Genomic DNA, 17312 nt, shown 5'->3' with positions numbered 1-17312 from the left:
CGGGGCATTAATCCCGGCGCGGCGGTGCGTCCGGCGGTTCAGGTTGCGGCGTACCGCTAATCTTTGGCACACACTCATGGCGAAACCATGCCATGGTTAACGGTTGCCGGGCAAGTAACCGACGGGTAATCGGAACCAGTTGCTCTCCCACCAGCATGCCGAATAACCCCAGTAAGGCAATCACCGGCGGTGCGGGGGAACGCGTCCCCAGTAAAGCATAAATCCCCCCGGCCAGAAGACCGACCAGGAGGGAAAGGATCCAGGATTTCATAGGCTCACCCCGCCGCAGCTTGTGTGATCAGTGCGCTGACGAGCTGTTCGCCCATCAACATGCCAAGCAACCCGACCAGCGCAATCGCCGGTGGCGCAGGCGATCGCACCTTCAGCAAGGCGTACATCACGCCAATCAGCACGCCTGCGGCGAAAGAGACAAGTCCGACACTCATGGCATTCTCCTGCCGTTTAAAGGCTGACCGGCGTACACCGGCCAGCAAGAGACTTATTTCGCCGGAACCGGTGCCAGCGTGCGATGACCCGCTTTCGCGCGTGAAGGCGCTTTGTGCACCATGGTGTAGGCATAATCGACGCCCATGCCGTATGCGCCGGAATGCTCTTTCACAATATTCATGACCGCGTCGTACGTTTCGCGGTGCGCCCAGTCACGCTGCCACTCCAGCATCACCTGCTGCCAGGTCACCGGGATCACGCCTGCCTGGATCATGCGCTGCATGGCGTAATCATGCGCCTCTTTCGAGGTGCCGCCGGAGGCATCTGCCACCATATAGATTTCGTAGTCGCCTTCCAGCATGGCGCACAGGGCGAAAGTGTTGTTGCACACTTCGGTCCACAAGCCGGACACCACCACCTTACGTTTGCCGTTGGCCGCCAGCGCATCACGCACTTTCTGGTCATCCCAGGAGTTCATTGAGGTACGTTCCAGAATATCTTTCTCCGGGAACACATCCAGCAGTTCAGGATAGGTGTTGCCGGAGAAACTTTCGGTCTCGACGGTAGTGAAGATGGTCGGAATATTGAACACTTTGGCGGCTTTCGCCAGCGCGACGGTGTTGTTTTTCAGCACCTGGCGGTCAATAGACTGCACGCCAAACGCCATCTGCGGCTGGTGATCGATAAAGATTAACTGACAGTTTGCCGGGGTCAGAACTTCAAGTTTCGCGGTAGTCATACAAGCATCCTTAGAGGTTAAAGTGAGGAGTGTTACGTTCAGACAGCAACTCACGCGCCATCGCTATCGTTGGCTGTATGTTAGGTATCCCTCCCCGGCATAACTATTATCTGAAGGTATAACTATCCTTTCGTATACCTATACGTTCGTATAACTGTTCATTCTTTCCCAACGCTTAGCATAATCCGCCCAGACGCTTATCCGGCCCATGAGGCCGCCAGACTGGAGGAAGTATGGATTCGCTCGTACATGCAGAACTGATATTGCTTAATGGTCAGTTTCATACGGTTGATCGGGAAAACCCGCTCGCCGATGCCGTGGCTATCCGCGACGGAAAATTTGTCCAGGTGGGGACCGAAGCCGAGGTGATGGCTTACCGTGGTGAACGCACAAAAGTGGTGGATCTGAAAGGCCATACGGCGATCCCGGGGCTGAACGACTCGCACCTGCACCTGATCCGCGGCGGGCTTAATTACAACCTGGAACTGCGCTGGGAAGGGGTGCCGTCGCTGGCGGATGCCCTGCGTATGCTGAAAGAACAGGCGCTGCGCACGCCGTCTCCGCAGTGGGTACGCGTGGTGGGCGGCTGGACAGAGTTCCAGTTCGCTGAACGCCGTATGCCGACGCTGGACGAAATTAACGAGGCCGCGCCGGACACGCCGGTGTTTATCCTGCATCTGTACGATCGCGCCCTGCTCAACCGCGCGGCGCTGAACGTGGTGGGCTACACCAAAGACACGCCTAACCCGCCGGGCGGCGAAATTCAGCGCGACAGCAATGGCAACCCGACCGGGATGCTGATTGCGCGGCCAAACGCGATGATCCTCTACGCCACGCTGGCGAAAGGGCCAAAACTGCCGCTGGAGCAGCAGGTAAACTCCACGCGCCAGTTTATGCGTGAGCTGAATCGTCTGGGGCTGACCAGCGCAATTGACGCGGGCGGTGGTTTCCAGAACTATCCGGAAGATTACGAAGTGATCGCCGAACTGCACAGCAAACAGCAGATGACCATTCGCATCGCCTATAACCTGTTTACCCAGCGTCCGGGGCATGAGCTGGAAGATTTCGAAAAATGGACCGATATGTTAACGCCGGGCCAGGGCAGCGACTTTTTCCGCCACAACGGTGCCGGTGAAATGCTGGTCTTTTCCGCCGCCGATTTTGAAGATTTCCTTGAGCCGCGCCCGGATCTGGCGCCCGGTATGGAAGAGGAACTGGAGCGCGTGGTGCGCCATCTGGTTGAGCACCGCTGGCCGTTCCGCCTGCACGCCACCTATAACGAATCGATCAGCCGCATGCTGGATGTATTCGAAAAAGTGAACCGCGACATTCCGTTTAACGGTCTGCACTGGTTCTTTGACCATGCGGAAACCATCACCGAAGCCAATATTGAGCGTGTAAAAGCGCTCGGCGGCGGGATTGCGGTTCAGCATCGCATGGCCTTCCAGGGCGAATATTTCGCTGAACGCTACGGTTCGCAGGCCACTAAACAGACGCCGCCGGTGGCGAAAATGCTGGAAGCCGGGTTGCCGGTTGGTCTGGGCACCGACGCCACGCGCGTTGCCAGCTACAACCCGTGGACGGCGCTCTACTGGCTGGTTTCCGGGCGTACGGTTGGCGGCATGCAAATGTACGACCACAGCGCGCGTCTCGATCGCGATACCGCCCTGCTGCTCTGGACGCAAGGCAGCGCCTGGTTCTCCAGCGAACAGGGGAAAAAAGGCCAGATTAAAGTCGGTCAACTGGCCGATCTCGCCATCCTCAGCAAAGACTACTTCCGCGTACCTGAGGAGGAGATCAAAGGGATTGAATCGGTGCTGACGGTGGTCGGCGGTGAGATTGTTTATGCCGCTGGCGCGTTTGGTCCGCTGGCACCGCCGGCGATCCCGGTACTGCCAGACTGGTCGCCGGTGGTGAAGGTCCCTGGTCATTATCGCAGTGCGCCGCCGCAGGCCGCTCGCGTAGGTCAGGCGTCGGGCGTACACCACTGCTCTGGTCCGTGTGGCGTACATATCCATCAACACGATGTTGCACGCGGTGCCGCCATGCCGGTTTCCGATGAGAACGCCTTCTGGGGCGCGCTCGGTTGCAGCTGCTTTGCGTTCTGACATCATGAAAACATCCTCTTTCTCAGCTGTTTCGCCCCGCGTTGATGCGGGGCTGTTCTTCCTGCGCCTGACCGGCAGCCTGCTGTTGCTGTATGTGCATGGCCTGCCGAAGGTGCTGCATTTCAGTAACGAACTGGCGCATATCGAAGATCCATTTGGTCTCGGCCCGTGGATGAGTCTGCTGCCGGCGATTTTCGCCGAAGTGGTTTGCCCGCAGCTGATCATCGCCGGTGTCGCCACACGGCTGGCCTGTATCCCGATCATCGTGGTGCTGCTGGTCGCGATGCTGGTCGTGCATGCAGACTGGTCGCTGGCCGAGGGGCAATTTGGCTGGTTGCTGCTGATTATCTTCACCACCTTGCTGTTAACCGGGCCGGGAAGCTGGCGGCTGCGCGTGGCGGCGAAAGGAGCACTGGCATGACGCAACAAAACGAACTGCACGCAGCGGTGACAGTGTCACCTGATATTGATGCTGCTCCAGCCGCTTCTGCCTGGCAGCCGCTGCGCCAGCGCGTTTTTCGCATGCTATGGATAGCTACAGTGGTATCCAATGTCGGCTCATGGATGAGCGACATCGGGGTGAACTGGACAATGCTCTCGCTGAGCGCCGATCCGCTGGCGGTCGCGCTGGTGCAGGCGGCCAGCAGCCTGCCGATGTTCCTGTTTGTACTGCCTGCGGGGGTACTGGCGGATATCGTTGAACGGCGCAAAATCCTGCTCTTTTCGCAAGCCTGGACGTTCTGTGCGGCAGCCGGTCTGGCGCTGCTGTCGTTTACCGGCAATGTCACGCCGGAAGTGCTGCTGGCGGCCACTTTTTTACTCAGTACCGGCGCGGCGCTTAGCTCACCGGCTTTCCAGGCGGTGGTGCCGGATCTGGTTGAAAAACGCGAACTGAGTCCGGCGATTGCCCTTAATTCGCTGGGCATCAATATCAGCCGCGCGATTGGTCCGGCGCTGGGCGGGCTGCTGCTCTCTTTCGCCGGTCCGTGGATGGTGTTCTTCCTGAACGCCCTGTCGGTACTGGGCGTGGCGTTTGTACTCTATCGCTGGCAGCCGCAGGTGACCATTCAGCGTCTGCCGCCGGAACACTTCTTTACCGCCATTCGCGGTGGGCTGCGCTATGTTCACGCCGCGCCGGTGCTGCGCAATGTGCTGGCGCGTACGGTGGCGTTTTTCCTGTTTGGTAGCGCCGGATGGGCAATGCTGCCGCTGGTGGCGCGACGCGAGCTGGGTCTCGGCCCTGGCGGTTACGGCATCATGCTGGCCTGTATCGGGTCCGGCGCGATTTGTGGCGCGATGCTGCTGCCAAAACTGCGCAAGCGGCTGAATGCCGACCAGATGATGGTGGCCGCCAGTTTGCTGTTTGCCGTCACCATGGTGGCGCTGGCGTTTATTCGCCATGTCTGGCTGCTCAATGCCTTTGAGTTTTTTACCGGCTTCGCGTGGATTGCCGTGCTCTCGACGCTGAACGTCGGCGCACAGCGCAGCGCAGCCCGCTGGGTAAAAGCGCGCGCGCTGGCGGTCTATCTGACCGTGTTCTTCGGCTCAATGACGGTCGGCAGCGCCATCTGGGGCAAGCTGGCGTCGGAGTTCGGCGTGACGTGGGCACTTTGTGCCGCCACGCTGGGGATGGTGCTGGGAACTGCTACAGTTTTACGCTGGCGGCTGGAAAAAGACGCCGCGCTGGATCTCGACATGATTGATCCGGCGGGCTTCGCGACCGAAACCGACATTCCGCATGAACGCGGGCCGGTGATGGTCAGTTGCGAATATCGGGTCTCCCCGCAAGATGCGCATGATTTTGTCTGTGCGATGCAGGAGATGCGCCGCGTGCGCAGGCGTACCGGCGCGATGGGCTGGGCGGTGTATGAAGATGCCCACCATGCTGGCCTGTTTGTTGAAACCTGGGTGATGGGATCGTGGATCGAGCATTTGCGCCAGCATGAACGTCACACGGTCAATGACAAACTGATCAGAGAGCGCGTGCTGGCCTTTCATCAGGGCGACGAGCCGCCGGTGGTCCGGCATCTGGTCGCGCCCGCGCAACGATAAGCGTTATGCAGTTAAAAACCACAACACAACAATGAGGTAAACACATGAGCACAATCAAAACGCAGGATGGTACTCAGATCTATTACAAAGACTGGGGTGCGGGTAAGCCGGTTCTCTTCAGCCATGGCTGGCCGTTAGATGGCGATATGTGGGACAGTCAGCTGAATTTTCTTGCTGAACGCGGCTACCGTGTGATTGCGTTCGACCGTCGCGGTTTTGGTCGCTCCGATCAGCCGTGGAATGGCTACAACTACGATACTTTTGCTTCCGATATTAACGATCTGATCACCGCGCTGGATCTGCACGATGTGACGCTGGTTGGCTTCTCGATGGGCGGCGGTGACGTCACCCGTTATATCGGCCGCTACGGTAGCGCGCGTGTCGCCGGTCTGGTACTGCTCGGCGCGGTGACGCCGATTTTTGGCAAAACCGACGATCACCCGCAGGGCGTTGATAAAAGCGTATTCGACGGGATTCAGGCCGGTCTGCTGAAAGATCGCGCGCAGTTTATCAGTGATTTCGCCACGCCGTTTTATGGCCTGAACGCCGGGCAGAAAGTCTCTGACGGCGTGCTGACGCAAACGCTGAATATCGCCCTGCTGGCGTCGCTGAAAGGCACGCTTGACTGCGTTACCGCGTTTGCGGAAACAGATTTCCGCCCGGATGTGGCGAAAGTGGATGTGCCGACGCTGGTTATTCACGGCAGTAACGACCAGATCGTGCCGTTTGAAGCGACCGGTAAATTATCGGCTGAACTGATTAAAGGCGCGGAACTGAAAGTCTATGAAAATGGCCCGCACGGCTTTGCAGTCACGCATCAGGATCAGTTGAACGCCGATCTGCTGGCGTTCCTCAACAAACTGTAATTACCCCTGATATTGCACTCGCCCGGTACGCCATGCGCACCGGGCTTTTTTATCACTTCTTATGGAACAACTGGCTGGCGGTATCGCTCAGCACCTGAACTGCACCGCGATCCCCTTTCACCATTGACGCCATAAACGCTTTCGCCTGTTTGAAGGTGATGTGCGGCGGTAATGGCGCAACTTCCGGATCGGTCTTCACCTCCAGCACCACCGGGCGATCCGCCTGCAACGCCTGTTGCCAGGCGGCGGATAAGGCCTCGGGCGTATCGACAAAAATACCCTCCAGCCCCAGCGTGCGGGCAAATTCCGCATAATGCACATCCGGTAGTTGCTGCGTCGCTTCAAAGCGGGGATCGCCCTCCATTACGCGCTGCTCCCAGGTGACCTGGTTGAGATCCTGGTTATTGAATACGCAAATGATTAAGCGGGGATCCTGCCACTGTTGCCAGTATTTCTGAATGGTGATCAGTTCGGCCATATTGTTCATTTGCATGGCGCCATCGCCCACCAGCGCCACCACGGGTTTTTCCGGCGCGGCAAATTTCGCGGCAATGGCGTACGGCACCGCGGCACCCATACAGGCCAGCCCGCCGGAAAGCGAGGCGCGCTGCCCCTGCTTAACGCGGTAGTCGCGGGCGAACCAGTTCGCGCAGGAACCGGAGTCAGAGGTGACAATCGCATTCTCCGGCAGTAGCGGAGACATCTCCCAGACCACGCGTTGCGGGTTGACCGGTTTTGCCGGCGCCATGGCGCGCTGCTCCATCAGTTGCCACCAGTCGCGCACCTGACGGGCAATCTCTTCCTGCCAGCTACGGTCGTTTTTGTGCGTCAGCAACGGAAGCAATGCGCGCAGGGTTTCGGCTGCATCCCCGTGCAAATTGACTTCGCAGGGGTAGCGCAGGCCAAGCATTGCCGGGTCAATATCGATCTGTACCGCGCGCGCGTTGCCCTCCGGCGGCAGAAATTCCGTCCACGGAAAACCGCTCCCGATCATCAATAACGTGTCGCACTCCTGCATCAGTTTCCACGATGGTTCCGTGCCCAGCAGGCCAATGGAGCCGGTGACGAACGGTGCGTCATCAGGCAGCACATCCTTGCCGAGCAGGGCTTTTGCCACGCCTGCGCCCAGTAAATTTGCCGCCTGCACCACTTCCACCGCCGCGTTACGCGCGCCCGCGCCAATCAGTATCGCCACCTTTTTCCCGGCGTTGAGTACCTCTGCCGCCCGTTGCAGGTCGGCATCGTGTGGGATGACGCGTGGTCGCTGGTAACCCGAACCTGAATGGGTAAATCCGTGCGCGTGCCGGGGCGGTTGCCAGGCTTCGTCCTGTACATCTTTGGGAATGATCACCACGCCCACACCGTTTTGCGCCATTGCCACACGAACGCCGCGATCGACCAGATGCCGGACTTGCGCGGGCGATGCCGCTTCCTGCACGAAGTTGGCGACATCGGCGAAAACGCGATCCAGGTTCATCTCCTGCTGGTAACTGGCACCGCGCGCGGTGGTTTCTGCCTGCCCGGTGATGGCCAGCACCGGCGCGTGATCCATTTTGGCGTCATACAAGCCGGTGAGCAGATGCGTGGCACCCGGGCCGCCCGTCGATAAGCAGACCCCCAGTTCACCGGTAAACTTTGCGTGACCGACCGCCATAAACGCGGCCATCTCTTCATGGCGAACCTGGATAAATTCAATCCCGTCGCCCGCTTTATTAGCGCGCTGGATGGCGCCCAGCACACCGTTGATGCCATCGCCTGGATAACCGTAAATGCGAGTCACGCCCCATTCTTTCAGACGCTGAACAAAGAAATCACTGGTTTTCATGCTCACTGTACTTTCTCCTTGCGAATTGGTAACAGTCTTTAAGGGTAGACGACGCTCGCCGCTGACCAACCTGTTATCATTCTGATAAATACAAAGAGGAGAAAAGAGAAATGGCGCTGATAGTTAAACATGAAGTGACCGAGCAGGATCAGCAGGAGCTTTTTACCGGTTTGCGCCGCTACAATCAGCAGTTTGTTAATCTCAGCGAATGGGCGCATCTGGGCGTCTATTTTCGCGATGATAATGGCGTCATGCAGGGCGGTTTGATTGCCCACCAGCAAGGTGGCTGGCTGAATATCCACTATTTATGGGTGCATGAGGATCGGCGTGGCAGCGGGCTTGGCAAAGAACTGATGCAGCGCGCCGCGCAGGAAGCGGTCGCACTGGGTTGCCACCATGCGCTGGTGGATACCTTCAGTTTTCAGGCGCTGCCTTTCTATCAAAAACTCGGTTATGAATTGCAAATGTCGCTGCCGGATTATCCGCACACCGGTATGCAGCGCCACTATCTAACGAAAGCGCTGGTCTGAAATTCAATCCACTTGCCGTAACAGCGCTTCTGTTGCGGCAACCGCGCGATCGCGCCCTTCTATTTTGGCCTGGTAAAGCGCTTTATCAGCGCCCTCTTTTAGCCGGATGGCATCGTCAAAATTCGCATCGGCGATCAGGCTGTAACAGCCTGCGCTGATAGTGACCACATTTTCCTGACCGCTGGTTTTGGTGTGCGGAATTTTGGCGCTGCGCACCATTGCGACAGCCTGACGCGCGACAAACAGCGCGCCTTCCGGGCCGGTATCGGGCAGGATAATGGCAAACTCTTCGCCGCCGTAACGGGCAATCAGATCGTGACTGCGTACTTTCAGTTTGGCAATAATTTCGCCGACCATTCGCAGGCAGTTATCGCCGGCAACATGGCCGTAAAAATCGTTATAACGCTTGAAATAGTCGATATCGAGCATGATAAGCGAGACGGGTTTTTGCGTCACCGCAGAGGCTTTCAGGCTTTTTGCCAGAAACAGATCGAACTGGCGACGGTTGGCAAGCCCGGTCAACCCGTCAGCCAGCGCCATCAGTTGCAAGGTGTGGTTGATGCTGGTGAGTTCATCGCGCAGGACGGCAAGTTCCGTCTGGTTGCGCACATTAAGCCTGACCTGGCGGAAGATAATCGCCCCCATCAGCAGCGTACCCAGCAGCAGCATGGCATTAAGCACCAGATCCGGCAGGCTGTCTTTTAGCCAGCTATGCCACAGCGCGGGTTTGTCATAACCCGCTGCCACCACCAGCGGATAGCGCTCCAGGCGGGCGAACCCATAAATGCGCTCAATATGATCCAGTGCGGAAACCCAGGTGCCATTCCCCCGGTCCTTTTTCGCCAGTTCGCGGGTAAATAACGGGCTGGCAGAGAGATTGCGGTTGATGATTTCATCGCCATAGGGGCGCACATACACGGCGGTGCCGTCGGTATTTACCAACGCCAGCATATCGCGGCTTTGCAACTCAAAATAGCCATAGAAATGGCGGAAATAGTCGACTTTTACCGTTGCCAGCAAAACACCGGCAAAACCGCCGGAACTGTCGCTGATGCGCAGCGACACCGGGATCACCAGATCGCCGGTCGAACGACTGCGAATAACATGGCCGATGTGAATACTGCCGTGGCCGTTACGGCGGTGGTAGACAAAATATTCGCGGTCACTGTTGTTCGACATCACCGGAATTTTGCCAAACGAGGTGGCTTTCATATTGCCCTGGGTGTCGTAAACCATCAGCCCATGCAACTGCGGTAACCGCTCTGCCAGCTCTGCGAGATAAACGCCGAACTGGTTGACATCAATGCCTTCAATGCTGTCTGTTGGTAGGTTGCGGCGAATGTCGCGCAGCACCAGCTCCGTTTGCAAAAAGGTATCTTCCGCCTGGCGCGCCTGTGAAACGGAAAGGTTAATCGCATCCCGTTCGCTGTCTTCGACGACACGTTCCCATGCCCGGGATAAGGTCCATGCGCTGGTCGCGCTGCCAGCCAGTAACAGACCAACCATAAAAAAAGTGATACTGCGCCCGAGGGAGGAATGGAGCGCCAGCGCCCGCGCGACACGTCTTTTGAGTTTCATCATTCCCCCGCAACCACATCCACTGTTATTCAGTTAAGCATAGAAGAACGATGATTTATAAGCCAAATAACGCAGGTGTTTGCGCTATTTCCGGCGTAATACGCGCGGCGTTGGCATAAAAAAGGAGAATACCGTGTGGATCCTCCTTAGCAGTGAGGCTTGCCGGAAAAGATTAGATTTTGTGAAGGATGCGCTGGGGCCAGTTAATTGCCGAAACACCATTAAGCATCGGGCGGGCAAACAGAAACCCCTGGAAACGCTGAATGCCAACGGCTTCCAGCCAGCACCACTCTTCCACCTTCTCCACCCCTTCGGCGACGACGGTAATTTGCAGTTCGGCGCAGCAATCGATAATCGCTTTCACAATCGCCTGTTTCGGGCCATGCAGATGAATATCGGTGACGATGGTGCGGTCGATTTTCAGCTTGTCTGGCTGGAATTTCGCCAGCAATGACAACCCGGCAAAACCGGAACCAAAATCGTCAATCGCCAGACCAATACCGGCGGCGCGCAGCTGGCGGATGGCCCAGGTAAATTCTTCATAACCGGAAATCACTTCATCTTCTGTCACTTCGACGATGATCTGCCCGGGATTAAGCTGGTTACGGGTGATGTGATTCAGCAGAATGTCCACCGCGCCGGGAATTTTGACCAGCGACATCGGCAGCAAATTGATGGCGACTTTGTGGTTACCAATGCCGAGGCGACGCGCCATTGCCAGCGCCCAGCCTTTCGATGCGAGGTCGGCTTCGTGCAGCTTGTTTGGCGCAATCGTTGAGAAATAGTCCTGCGGGCTGCCGCCGTCGGGTCCACGGATCAGGGCTTCCAGCGACGAAATATTGCCGCGCAATGGTTCGATAATGGGCTGGAAGGCAAACTGGCACGGTTGTTCGTGAAATAACGGGGTATCGCTGGCGAAAGGCGATGTTTTGATGGCGAAACGCCACTGTTCAGGCGACGTGTTACGCACCCCGCCGTTAGTGTTCGGCGAGGCGATAAACGTGCGGATAAATTTGTAGACCCGATCATTGCTGGCCAGCTTATATTTCAGCGTGCCAAAGCGGAGGATCGCGCGTAGCACGACGTGGGGTTTCATCACCCGCAAATCGAACAACACCATTCCTCTGTCAACAAAGCGACGGCGCGGCGCGAAATCGCGCAGCAGTTCAACCACGTTACCGTGGCGGGGATCTTTGCCGATCCGCTCATACACCGCGTTGACCGATGCCTGCGGTCCCTCAAGGACCTGTAAAAAATGATCGCCGTCGAACAGTAAAATTCCCGTTACATGCAATTGCGCGTTGCGCAGGCTTGCTCGCTCGACAATGCCTGCCAGTTGTGAGGGATCTAATGTTCGATTCAGTCGGCTACGGTAAATCAAAGTCGCTAACACGAAATGCTACCCTCAGAATGCCCACAGAAAGCCCGATTAAAAATACGCCATTCCGGAGTCTATCAGCGGTTGAGGATTTCCGTCCGTCAAATAAGGGGCAATCTGTTAGCGTTCTCGTTGGCTTAAAATTGTCAAACGTGCGCGATAGCCGTGGCGAATATGCTCACAGGCGATTTCCTGCGCCGCGGCACTGTCACGTCGCGCCAGCGCGTCAACAATGGCCTGGTGTTCGCGTTTCGACTCTTCGGTACGCTCTTTCAGTTCGTAGGTGGTGCTGCGCAATAACGACAAATGGATGCGTAAATTGTCCAGCATTTCATTGAGATAGGGATTATGTGTTGCGCGGTAGATTTGACGGTGGAACATGCGGTTGTGATCGTGAAGGGCTTTGCTGTCGGTCAGAGAGGCTTCGGCGTGAACCATCTCCTGTAGCAGGGCGATCTCCGCGTCAGAAGCGGCATTAACTGCCAGTGCCATCGCCAGCCGCTCCAGCCCTTCGCGCACATCGAACAACTGACGCAGACGCTCGTAACTGATGTGGGCGATGATAAGACCGCGTTGCGGTCCCGGTTCGGCAAGCCCGAGCGTTTCCAGGCGGTGAAGCGCTTCACGTATCGGCGTTCGGCTCAGGCCAAACTGCTCTGCCAGCCGCGTCTCCTGTAGACGCTCTCCCGGCAGCAACTCTCCCGCTTCGATAGCGGAAATAAGAATTTCAAACGGCGTTAAGCCCGCGTCGCGACCCGTCGATTTCACGTTTTAGCTCCTTTCGTATGTACTGATGATGGCTTTGCAAAGTCTGCACCCTGCCGTCGTTCATCTTGCCACAGGAACGGGGAGGCTTTTGCATTTTTTATTCTTTGCTTATTTAAAAAACATCTTTTGACGTTTACGAAATCGCTGCTATGTTTATTTTAAATTCATTGTATACAAATGAATTCAAATATACACAAAACGAATATTTGCTTTTTATTTTGTAAGCCAACACCGTATTTGCAAGTCAACACCAGGGAAACTGTGTTTTACCATGACAACGAAAGCAGAAACTGCATTAACCCGTGGAGAACAGCTAAGCCATTTTATCAGCCATGCTAATCAACTCGTTGTGCCAGCTGCCGTTCGGCACGAAGCAAAACGCGCATTAATTGATTTTCTTGGCGTGGCGATTGGCGCCGTTAATGACGATGCCGTTAACGCTGTTCGCCAGGTGGCGAAAAAATGGAATGCCGCCGGTGATGCGCGAATTTTCCTTTCTACTACCACCACTCCGGCACTTGCCGTATTAGTTAACGCCACCATGGCGCACGCCGCCGATTACGACGATACCCACCCAGCGGGCGCAGGCCACCCCGGCGGCCCGTGCTGGTCAACGGCGCTGGCGATGGCGCAGGCGCATCCGGTTGACGAGGAACAGATCCTGCTGGCCTTTATCACCGGTTTTGAAGTGATGGCGAAACTGGGCGGCGGCTGGGTTCCGGGCGTTGGCCGCAACCTGCAACGCCGTGGTTTTCACCCTACTTCTGTTGTCGGTCGCGCCGGCGCGGCAGCTGTTGCCGCAGCGATTTTGCAGCTTTCCGAAGAACAGGTGCGCAACGCGTTAGGCGCGGCGGCAACCATGATGGGCGGTTTGCAGAAATCTTCCGGCACCCACGGAAAACCGTTCCACGCCGGGAAAGCGGCAATGGACGGTATTCTGGCGGCTGAACTGGCAGCGGAAAATTTTGTCGGTGCCCACCATTTTTATGAAGCTGACGGCTGGGTAAAAATCTTTATCCAGGACGGCAGCGCGGAAATTCCCCCGCTTGATTTCGGCGAGAGCTGGGAACTGCTCACCAACGGCTACAAGCTGTATGCCAGCTGCCGTGGTACGCATGCGTCCATTGAGACCGCACTTAAACTTTATCCACAATTGCAGGGGCGCACTATCACCCGAATTTCGGCAAAAGTGCACCCGATGGGCATGGTTAACGCCGGGATTATGGATCCGCGTACGCCGCTGGAGAGTAAATTCAGCATTCCTCACTGTATCACTCTTGCATTAAGCGGCTACGCTCTGACAGATACCGATTTCACCCAGGCGACGGTTGACGATCCGCGCCCGCGTGCGCTGTTGCCGCTGCTGGAAGTGGAAGCGGTTGATGGACAGTCCGCCAGTTCCGCCTTTATTGATGTCTGGCTGGATGATGGCAGCGTGTTGCATGCGCATACGGACGTCTATCGCGGTCACGCGCAAAATCCACTGAGCGACGATGAGTTGCGCGCCAAATTTGACGCCCTCACCGTTCCTGTCCTCGGCGCGGCGCGAAGCGCACAATTATATGACGCCGCCCTGCACTTCGAGCGCCCCGGATCGCTGGCGCGCATCACCGGATTACTTGCCGGCGACTACTAATTCTTTTTTTGTACAGGAAATCTGTTCATGACTATTGCCCGACAACTTGCCGGTAATTTACTGGCGTTCTCCCGGCAGGCTTTCCCGCAGGCCGCGTACGCCCAGGCGCGTACCGCGATAATTGATACGTTAGGCGTGACGCTTGCCGGCGGTGTGCAGGATGGCTCGCGCAAATTGCGTGCAGTGATTGTCCCTTCTGCCGCGACCGGCAACAGCCGCGTATTTGGCACCGACCTGAAGCTGAACGCGCTCGATGCCGCCCTGTTAAATGGCGTCTCTTCGCACCTGCTTGATTTTGATGATTCCAACTCCTGGCTGCACGGCCATATTTCTGTCGCCGTTTTGCCTGCGCTGCTGGCGCTGGCGGATGAGCTGGATATCAATGGCGAAGCGGTGCTGCGCGCGTATATTACCGGCTATGAAACCGCAGTGCGCATGGGTAAAGCCGTGAGCCCGTTTCAGTACCGCCATGGCTGGCATCCGACTACCACGGTCGGCGTTTTCGCCGGTGTGGCGGCCTGCGCGGTGGCACTCGATCTTAATGAAGAGCAAACCGCCACGGCGCTGGCGATGACCGCTTCACTCGCCAGCGGCATTAAATCGAACTTCGGCACGGAAACCAAAGCCCTGGCGGTCGGCCAGGCGGCGCGGAGCGCGGTAATGGCCTGCAAACTGGCAAAAGAGGATTTCAGCGCAGGCGCGAATGCCTTCGAGCATCATCAGGGATATTTCCACGTCTATAACGGCCAGGCGAATGTCGACCCACTCCCGTTAACGGAAAACTGGGATGCAACGCCGTTTATTCTCGATACCGTGAAGAGTAACAATTACAAATACTTCCCATGCTGTTACGCTATTTTATCGCCGCTGGATGGCGTGCTGGCGCTGCGTGAGGAAACCGGGTTGCAGCCGCATGAGATTGAACATATTGAGGTGAAAGTTCACCCGATCCGTTTCCCGCATATCAATATTCCGCAGCCGGAAAACCCGCTGGCGGGTAAATTCAGCCTGCATTATTGCGTGGCGCGTGCGTTTGTCACCGGCACCCTGACGCTGGATGATTTTATCGACGACGCGCGTTTTCAGGATCCGGCGACACAGACGTTAATGCAGAAAGTGACGCTGGAGCGCCATGACGAAGAGATTACACACAGCGCCTTCGTCACGCTGACCACCGTCGACGGACGGCAGTTTGCCTTGCGGGTCGCCGGGGCGCGGGGGTCCAGCCCGGCAATTCCGCTGCCGGATAACTTGATCGAACAGAAATTTCTTGATTGCGCCAGCCGAATTCTGCCAGCGGCAGAGGCTCAGGCGCTGTATCATCGCCTGCTGCAGGATGATTTTCGTTAAACGGATGTGAGTATGACACTGACGTTGATTCCGCCGGAGATTTCCCCGCTATTTGCCGGGGTGATGGTGTTTTGCAGTTTCCTGACCTCGGCGCTGACGGCCGCCATGGGGCTCGGCGGCGGCACGGCTTTGCTGGCGATCATGGGGCTGGGGATGCCGGTGAGCAGCCTGATGCCGGTACACGGCATGGTGCAGCTTGGCTCCAACTTTAGCCGGACGCTGATTCAGCGAGTCCATGTGGTGTGGCCGCTGGTGCTGTGGTTTTTACTGGGTAGCGCGGTCGGCATTGCCGTTGGCGCACCGGTTGCGGCGGTGATCCCGGACAGCATCGCCCGTATCGCACTGGGGTTGTTTATTCTCTGGTCGGTGCTGCGTAAACGCGGAGAACAGAAACCGCTGAGTCGGCCGTTGTTTATTATTGGCGGCGCAGTGAGTAGTCTTGGGACGATGATTGTTGGCGCAACCGGGCCGATGGTCGCCGGGCTTATCAGTTCACAAGGGCTAAAACGCCAGCCGCTGATTGCCACACATGCGACCTGCATGGTGTTGCAACACGGGTTAAAGATCCTCGCGTTCGGGCTGATGGGCTTTGCCTGGGCCAGCTGGTTACCGGTGCTGGCGGCAATGATTATCAGCGGTGCGCTGGGTACGTGGCTCGGAACGCGCGTACTGGATAACGTACCGGAGCGGCTGTTCCGCATACTGTTTCGCATTACCATGATCCTGCTCAGCGCGCAGTTGCTGTGGCAAGGTGTGCGGGGATGGCTGCAATAATTCCATCGTCGGTTTTCTGGATATGCTTTACTGAATTCGTTCTTTGCTAAGGAGGTCATGGATGAGGAACATACGTATACAAACGGAAATGTTAGTGAAATCAGTAATAAATACAGTTAATTAATCGGATAGCAACTTTAAAAAGGATCGGTCATGCTCAAAAAATCTCACCTTGCCGCCTCAGCCTTGCTGCTGGCGCTCGGCAGTTTCCTGGCGCCTGCCCAGGCGGAAAACGCGCCTGCTGTTAATGGCGATACCGTGAAAAAAATCAAAGCGCGCGGTGAACTGGTGTGCGGCGTTCACCCTGCCCGTCACGGTTTTGCCGCGATTAACAGCAAAGGCCAGTGGGAAGGTCTTGATGTTGATTTCTGCCGTGCGCTGGCAACGGCGGTGCTGGGCGACGCGTCGAAAGTGCGTTTTACCCCGCTCTCGACCGCACAACGCTTTATGGCGCTGCAGTCTGGCGAAGTGGACGTGCTGTCACGTAATACCACCGCGACGCTCACTAACGATGTGTCGCTCGGCATCAGTTTTGCACCGCCTAACTTCTACACCGGCACCGGTTTTATGGTGCGCGCCAACAGCGGCGTGAAAAAACTGGAAGATCTCGACGGCGCAACCGTTTGTGTCACGCCAAGCAGTACCGAACGTAACGTCGCGCAGATTTTCGGCTCGCGCAACATTCACTACACGCCAGTGGTTATTGAAAACAACAAAGAGTATGTCGCCGCCTACCTCGCGGGTCGCTGTGATGTGATTGCCCGCGATAAAGTGGCGCTGCCCGGTATCCTGGCGTTTGATACCGACAAACCGCAGGATCATGTGATCCTGCCGGGGATGTACTCCAAAGAGCCACTGGCGATGGCGGTGCGCAAAGGCGACAACCAGTGGTATGACATTGTGAAATGGGTGGTTTACGCCACTTTCGATGCCGAAGAGATGGATGTTAACCAGAGCAATGTCGATGAAAAACTGAAATCCAGCGATCCGGATGTTCAGGGCCTGCTTGGTGTCACCGGCGGCTTCGGTCAGAAACTGGGGCTGGATGACAAATGGGTGTACAACATCGTTAAACAGGTGGGCAACTATGGCGATATTTACAACCGCCACTTTGGCCCGAAAAGCGCTGAACCGCTGGATCGCGATTTGAATAATCAGTGGAACAAAGGTGGCCTGCTTTACGGCCTGCCGATCCGTTAATCGCCGGGCCGCCTCCGTCTTGCGGGGCGGCCCTTCTCCACTCCTGCCACAGTCGTAATTT

16 protein-coding genes are annotated in these 17312 nt (G+C 56.9%); 9 read left to right on the top strand and 7 right to left on the bottom strand.

Features of this window, described 5'->3' with window-relative positions:
- Positions 1-7 precede the first annotated feature (7 nt).
- The 3 genes from AAIG26_RS02865 to AAIG26_RS02855 are packed head-to-tail and all read right to left on the bottom strand — an operon-like array spanning position 8 to position 1186.
- Entirely contained in the window at positions 8-271 is a 264-nt protein-coding gene (locus tag AAIG26_RS02865) for a XapX domain-containing protein (RefSeq protein WP_045508421.1), read from the bottom strand.
- Between the two features lie 4 nt (positions 272-275).
- A complete protein-coding gene (locus AAIG26_RS02860) occupies positions 276-446 on the bottom strand; it encodes a DUF1427 family protein (protein ID WP_072051623.1) in 171 nt (56 codons plus the stop codon).
- Between the two features lie 53 nt (positions 447-499).
- A complete protein-coding gene (locus tag AAIG26_RS02855) occupies positions 500-1186 on the bottom strand; it encodes a hydrolase (RefSeq protein ID WP_016496081.1) in 687 nt (228 codons plus the stop codon).
- 233 nt (positions 1187-1419) lie between these two features.
- On the opposite strand from AAIG26_RS02855, the gene AAIG26_RS02850 reads away from it, so the two are divergent.
- Genes AAIG26_RS02850 through AAIG26_RS02835 form a run of 4 tightly spaced genes read left to right on the top strand, consistent with a single transcriptional unit; the run spans position 1420 to position 6212 of the window.
- On the top strand, positions 1420-3294 hold the full coding sequence (locus AAIG26_RS02850; RefSeq protein WP_016496080.1) for an amidohydrolase: 1875 nt from the start codon (positions 1420-1422) through the stop codon (positions 3292-3294).
- A 4-nt stretch (positions 3295-3298) separates the two neighbouring features.
- On the top strand, positions 3299-3715 hold the full coding sequence (locus AAIG26_RS02845) for a DoxX family protein (RefSeq protein ID WP_343179593.1): 417 nt from the start codon (positions 3299-3301) through the stop codon (positions 3713-3715).
- Positions 3712-5346, top strand: coding sequence for an MFS transporter (locus AAIG26_RS02840; protein WP_343179592.1), 1635 nt, complete (start codon positions 3712-3714; stop codon positions 5344-5346). Before AAIG26_RS02845 ends, AAIG26_RS02840 begins: the two co-directional genes overlap by 4 nt.
- A gap of 44 nt (positions 5347-5390) precedes the next feature.
- Complete coding sequence (locus AAIG26_RS02835) at positions 5391-6212, top strand: alpha/beta hydrolase (protein WP_016496077.1); 822 nt, start codon at positions 5391-5393, stop codon at positions 6210-6212.
- Positions 6213-6264: 52 nt separating this feature from the next.
- On the opposite strand, the gene AAIG26_RS02830 is transcribed toward AAIG26_RS02835, so the two are convergent.
- Positions 6265-8043: a thiamine pyrophosphate-requiring protein gene (locus tag AAIG26_RS02830; RefSeq protein ID WP_174240578.1), complete on the bottom strand. Its 1779-nt coding sequence runs from the start codon at positions 8041-8043 to the stop codon at positions 6265-6267.
- A gap of 104 nt (positions 8044-8147) precedes the next feature.
- Here AAIG26_RS02830 and AAIG26_RS02825 point away from each other — a divergent pair, with 104 nt between their 5' ends.
- The gene (locus tag AAIG26_RS02825) at positions 8148-8567 is read left to right on the top strand and encodes a GNAT family N-acetyltransferase (protein WP_016496075.1); all 420 of its coding nucleotides are present in this window, start codon (positions 8148-8150) and stop codon (positions 8565-8567) included.
- A gap of 3 nt (positions 8568-8570) precedes the next feature.
- Here AAIG26_RS02825 and AAIG26_RS02820 read toward each other — a convergent pair whose 3' ends face one another.
- The 3 genes from AAIG26_RS02820 to AAIG26_RS02810 form a co-directional block, all read right to left on the bottom strand.
- On the bottom strand, positions 8571-10145 hold the full coding sequence (locus tag AAIG26_RS02820) for a sensor domain-containing diguanylate cyclase (protein WP_269231662.1): 1575 nt from the start codon (positions 10143-10145) through the stop codon (positions 8571-8573).
- Positions 10146-10317: 172 nt separating this feature from the next.
- Entirely contained in the window at positions 10318-11538 is a 1221-nt protein-coding gene (locus AAIG26_RS02815; RefSeq protein WP_044489356.1) for a diguanylate phosphodiesterase, read from the bottom strand.
- 105 nt (positions 11539-11643) lie between these two features.
- Positions 11644-12291, bottom strand: coding sequence for a GntR family transcriptional regulator (locus AAIG26_RS02810; RefSeq protein WP_016496072.1), 648 nt, complete (start codon positions 12289-12291; stop codon positions 11644-11646).
- A gap of 271 nt (positions 12292-12562) precedes the next feature.
- Here AAIG26_RS02810 and AAIG26_RS02805 point away from each other — a divergent pair, with 271 nt between their 5' ends.
- From AAIG26_RS02805 to AAIG26_RS02790, 4 genes are all read left to right on the top strand, one after another.
- Complete coding sequence (locus tag AAIG26_RS02805) at positions 12563-13927, top strand: MmgE/PrpD family protein (RefSeq protein ID WP_343179591.1); 1365 nt, start codon at positions 12563-12565, stop codon at positions 13925-13927.
- A 27-nt stretch (positions 13928-13954) separates the two neighbouring features.
- Positions 13955-15277 carry an MmgE/PrpD family protein gene (locus AAIG26_RS02800; RefSeq protein ID WP_045508408.1) on the top strand — a complete coding sequence of 441 codons (1323 nt, stop codon included), beginning with the start codon at positions 13955-13957 and terminating at the stop codon, positions 15275-15277.
- A 12-nt stretch (positions 15278-15289) separates the two neighbouring features.
- A complete protein-coding gene (locus AAIG26_RS02795; protein WP_017456805.1) occupies positions 15290-16051 on the top strand; it encodes a sulfite exporter TauE/SafE family protein in 762 nt (253 codons plus the stop codon).
- Positions 16052-16204: 153 nt separating this feature from the next.
- Positions 16205-17251, top strand: a complete 1047-nt coding sequence (locus AAIG26_RS02790) for an amino acid ABC transporter substrate-binding protein (RefSeq protein WP_045508405.1) — start codon at positions 16205-16207, stop codon at positions 17249-17251.
- The last annotated feature ends 61 nt before the right edge of the window (positions 17252-17312 follow it).

Origin of the sequence: Kosakonia sp. PSU_27, assembly GCF_039409795.1 — a bacterium.
GTDB lineage: Bacteria > Pseudomonadota > Gammaproteobacteria > Enterobacterales > Enterobacteriaceae > Kosakonia.
This window is presented reverse-complemented; position numbering and strand designations above follow the sequence as displayed.

Coding starts and splice junctions, on each gene's coding strand:
- AAIG26_RS02850 (WP_016496080.1), top strand. CDS start 1,420: ATGGATTCGCTCGTACATGCAGAACTGATATTGCTTAATGGTCAGTTT.
- AAIG26_RS02860 (WP_072051623.1), bottom strand. CDS start 446: ATGAGTGTCGGACTTGTCTCTTTCGCCGCAGGCGTGCTGATTGGCGTG.
- AAIG26_RS02820 (WP_269231662.1), bottom strand. CDS start 10,145: ATGAAACTCAAAAGACGTGTCGCGCGGGCGCTGGCGCTCCATTCCTCC.
- AAIG26_RS02865 (WP_045508421.1), bottom strand. CDS start 271: ATGAAATCCTGGATCCTTTCCCTCCTGGTCGGTCTTCTGGCCGGGGGG.
- AAIG26_RS02835 (WP_016496077.1), top strand. CDS start 5,391: ATGAGCACAATCAAAACGCAGGATGGTACTCAGATCTATTACAAAGAC.
- AAIG26_RS02800 (WP_045508408.1), top strand. CDS start 13,955: ATGACTATTGCCCGACAACTTGCCGGTAATTTACTGGCGTTCTCCCGG.
- AAIG26_RS02840 (WP_343179592.1), top strand. CDS start 3,712: ATGACGCAACAAAACGAACTGCACGCAGCGGTGACAGTGTCACCTGAT.
- AAIG26_RS02825 (WP_016496075.1), top strand. CDS start 8,148: ATGGCGCTGATAGTTAAACATGAAGTGACCGAGCAGGATCAGCAGGAG.
- AAIG26_RS02790 (WP_045508405.1), top strand. CDS start 16,205: ATGCTCAAAAAATCTCACCTTGCCGCCTCAGCCTTGCTGCTGGCGCTC.
- AAIG26_RS02805 (WP_343179591.1), top strand. CDS start 12,563: ATGACAACGAAAGCAGAAACTGCATTAACCCGTGGAGAACAGCTAAGC.
- AAIG26_RS02855 (WP_016496081.1), bottom strand. CDS start 1,186: ATGACTACCGCGAAACTTGAAGTTCTGACCCCGGCAAACTGTCAGTTA.
- AAIG26_RS02795 (WP_017456805.1), top strand. CDS start 15,290: ATGACACTGACGTTGATTCCGCCGGAGATTTCCCCGCTATTTGCCGGG.
- AAIG26_RS02845 (WP_343179593.1), top strand. CDS start 3,299: ATGAAAACATCCTCTTTCTCAGCTGTTTCGCCCCGCGTTGATGCGGGG.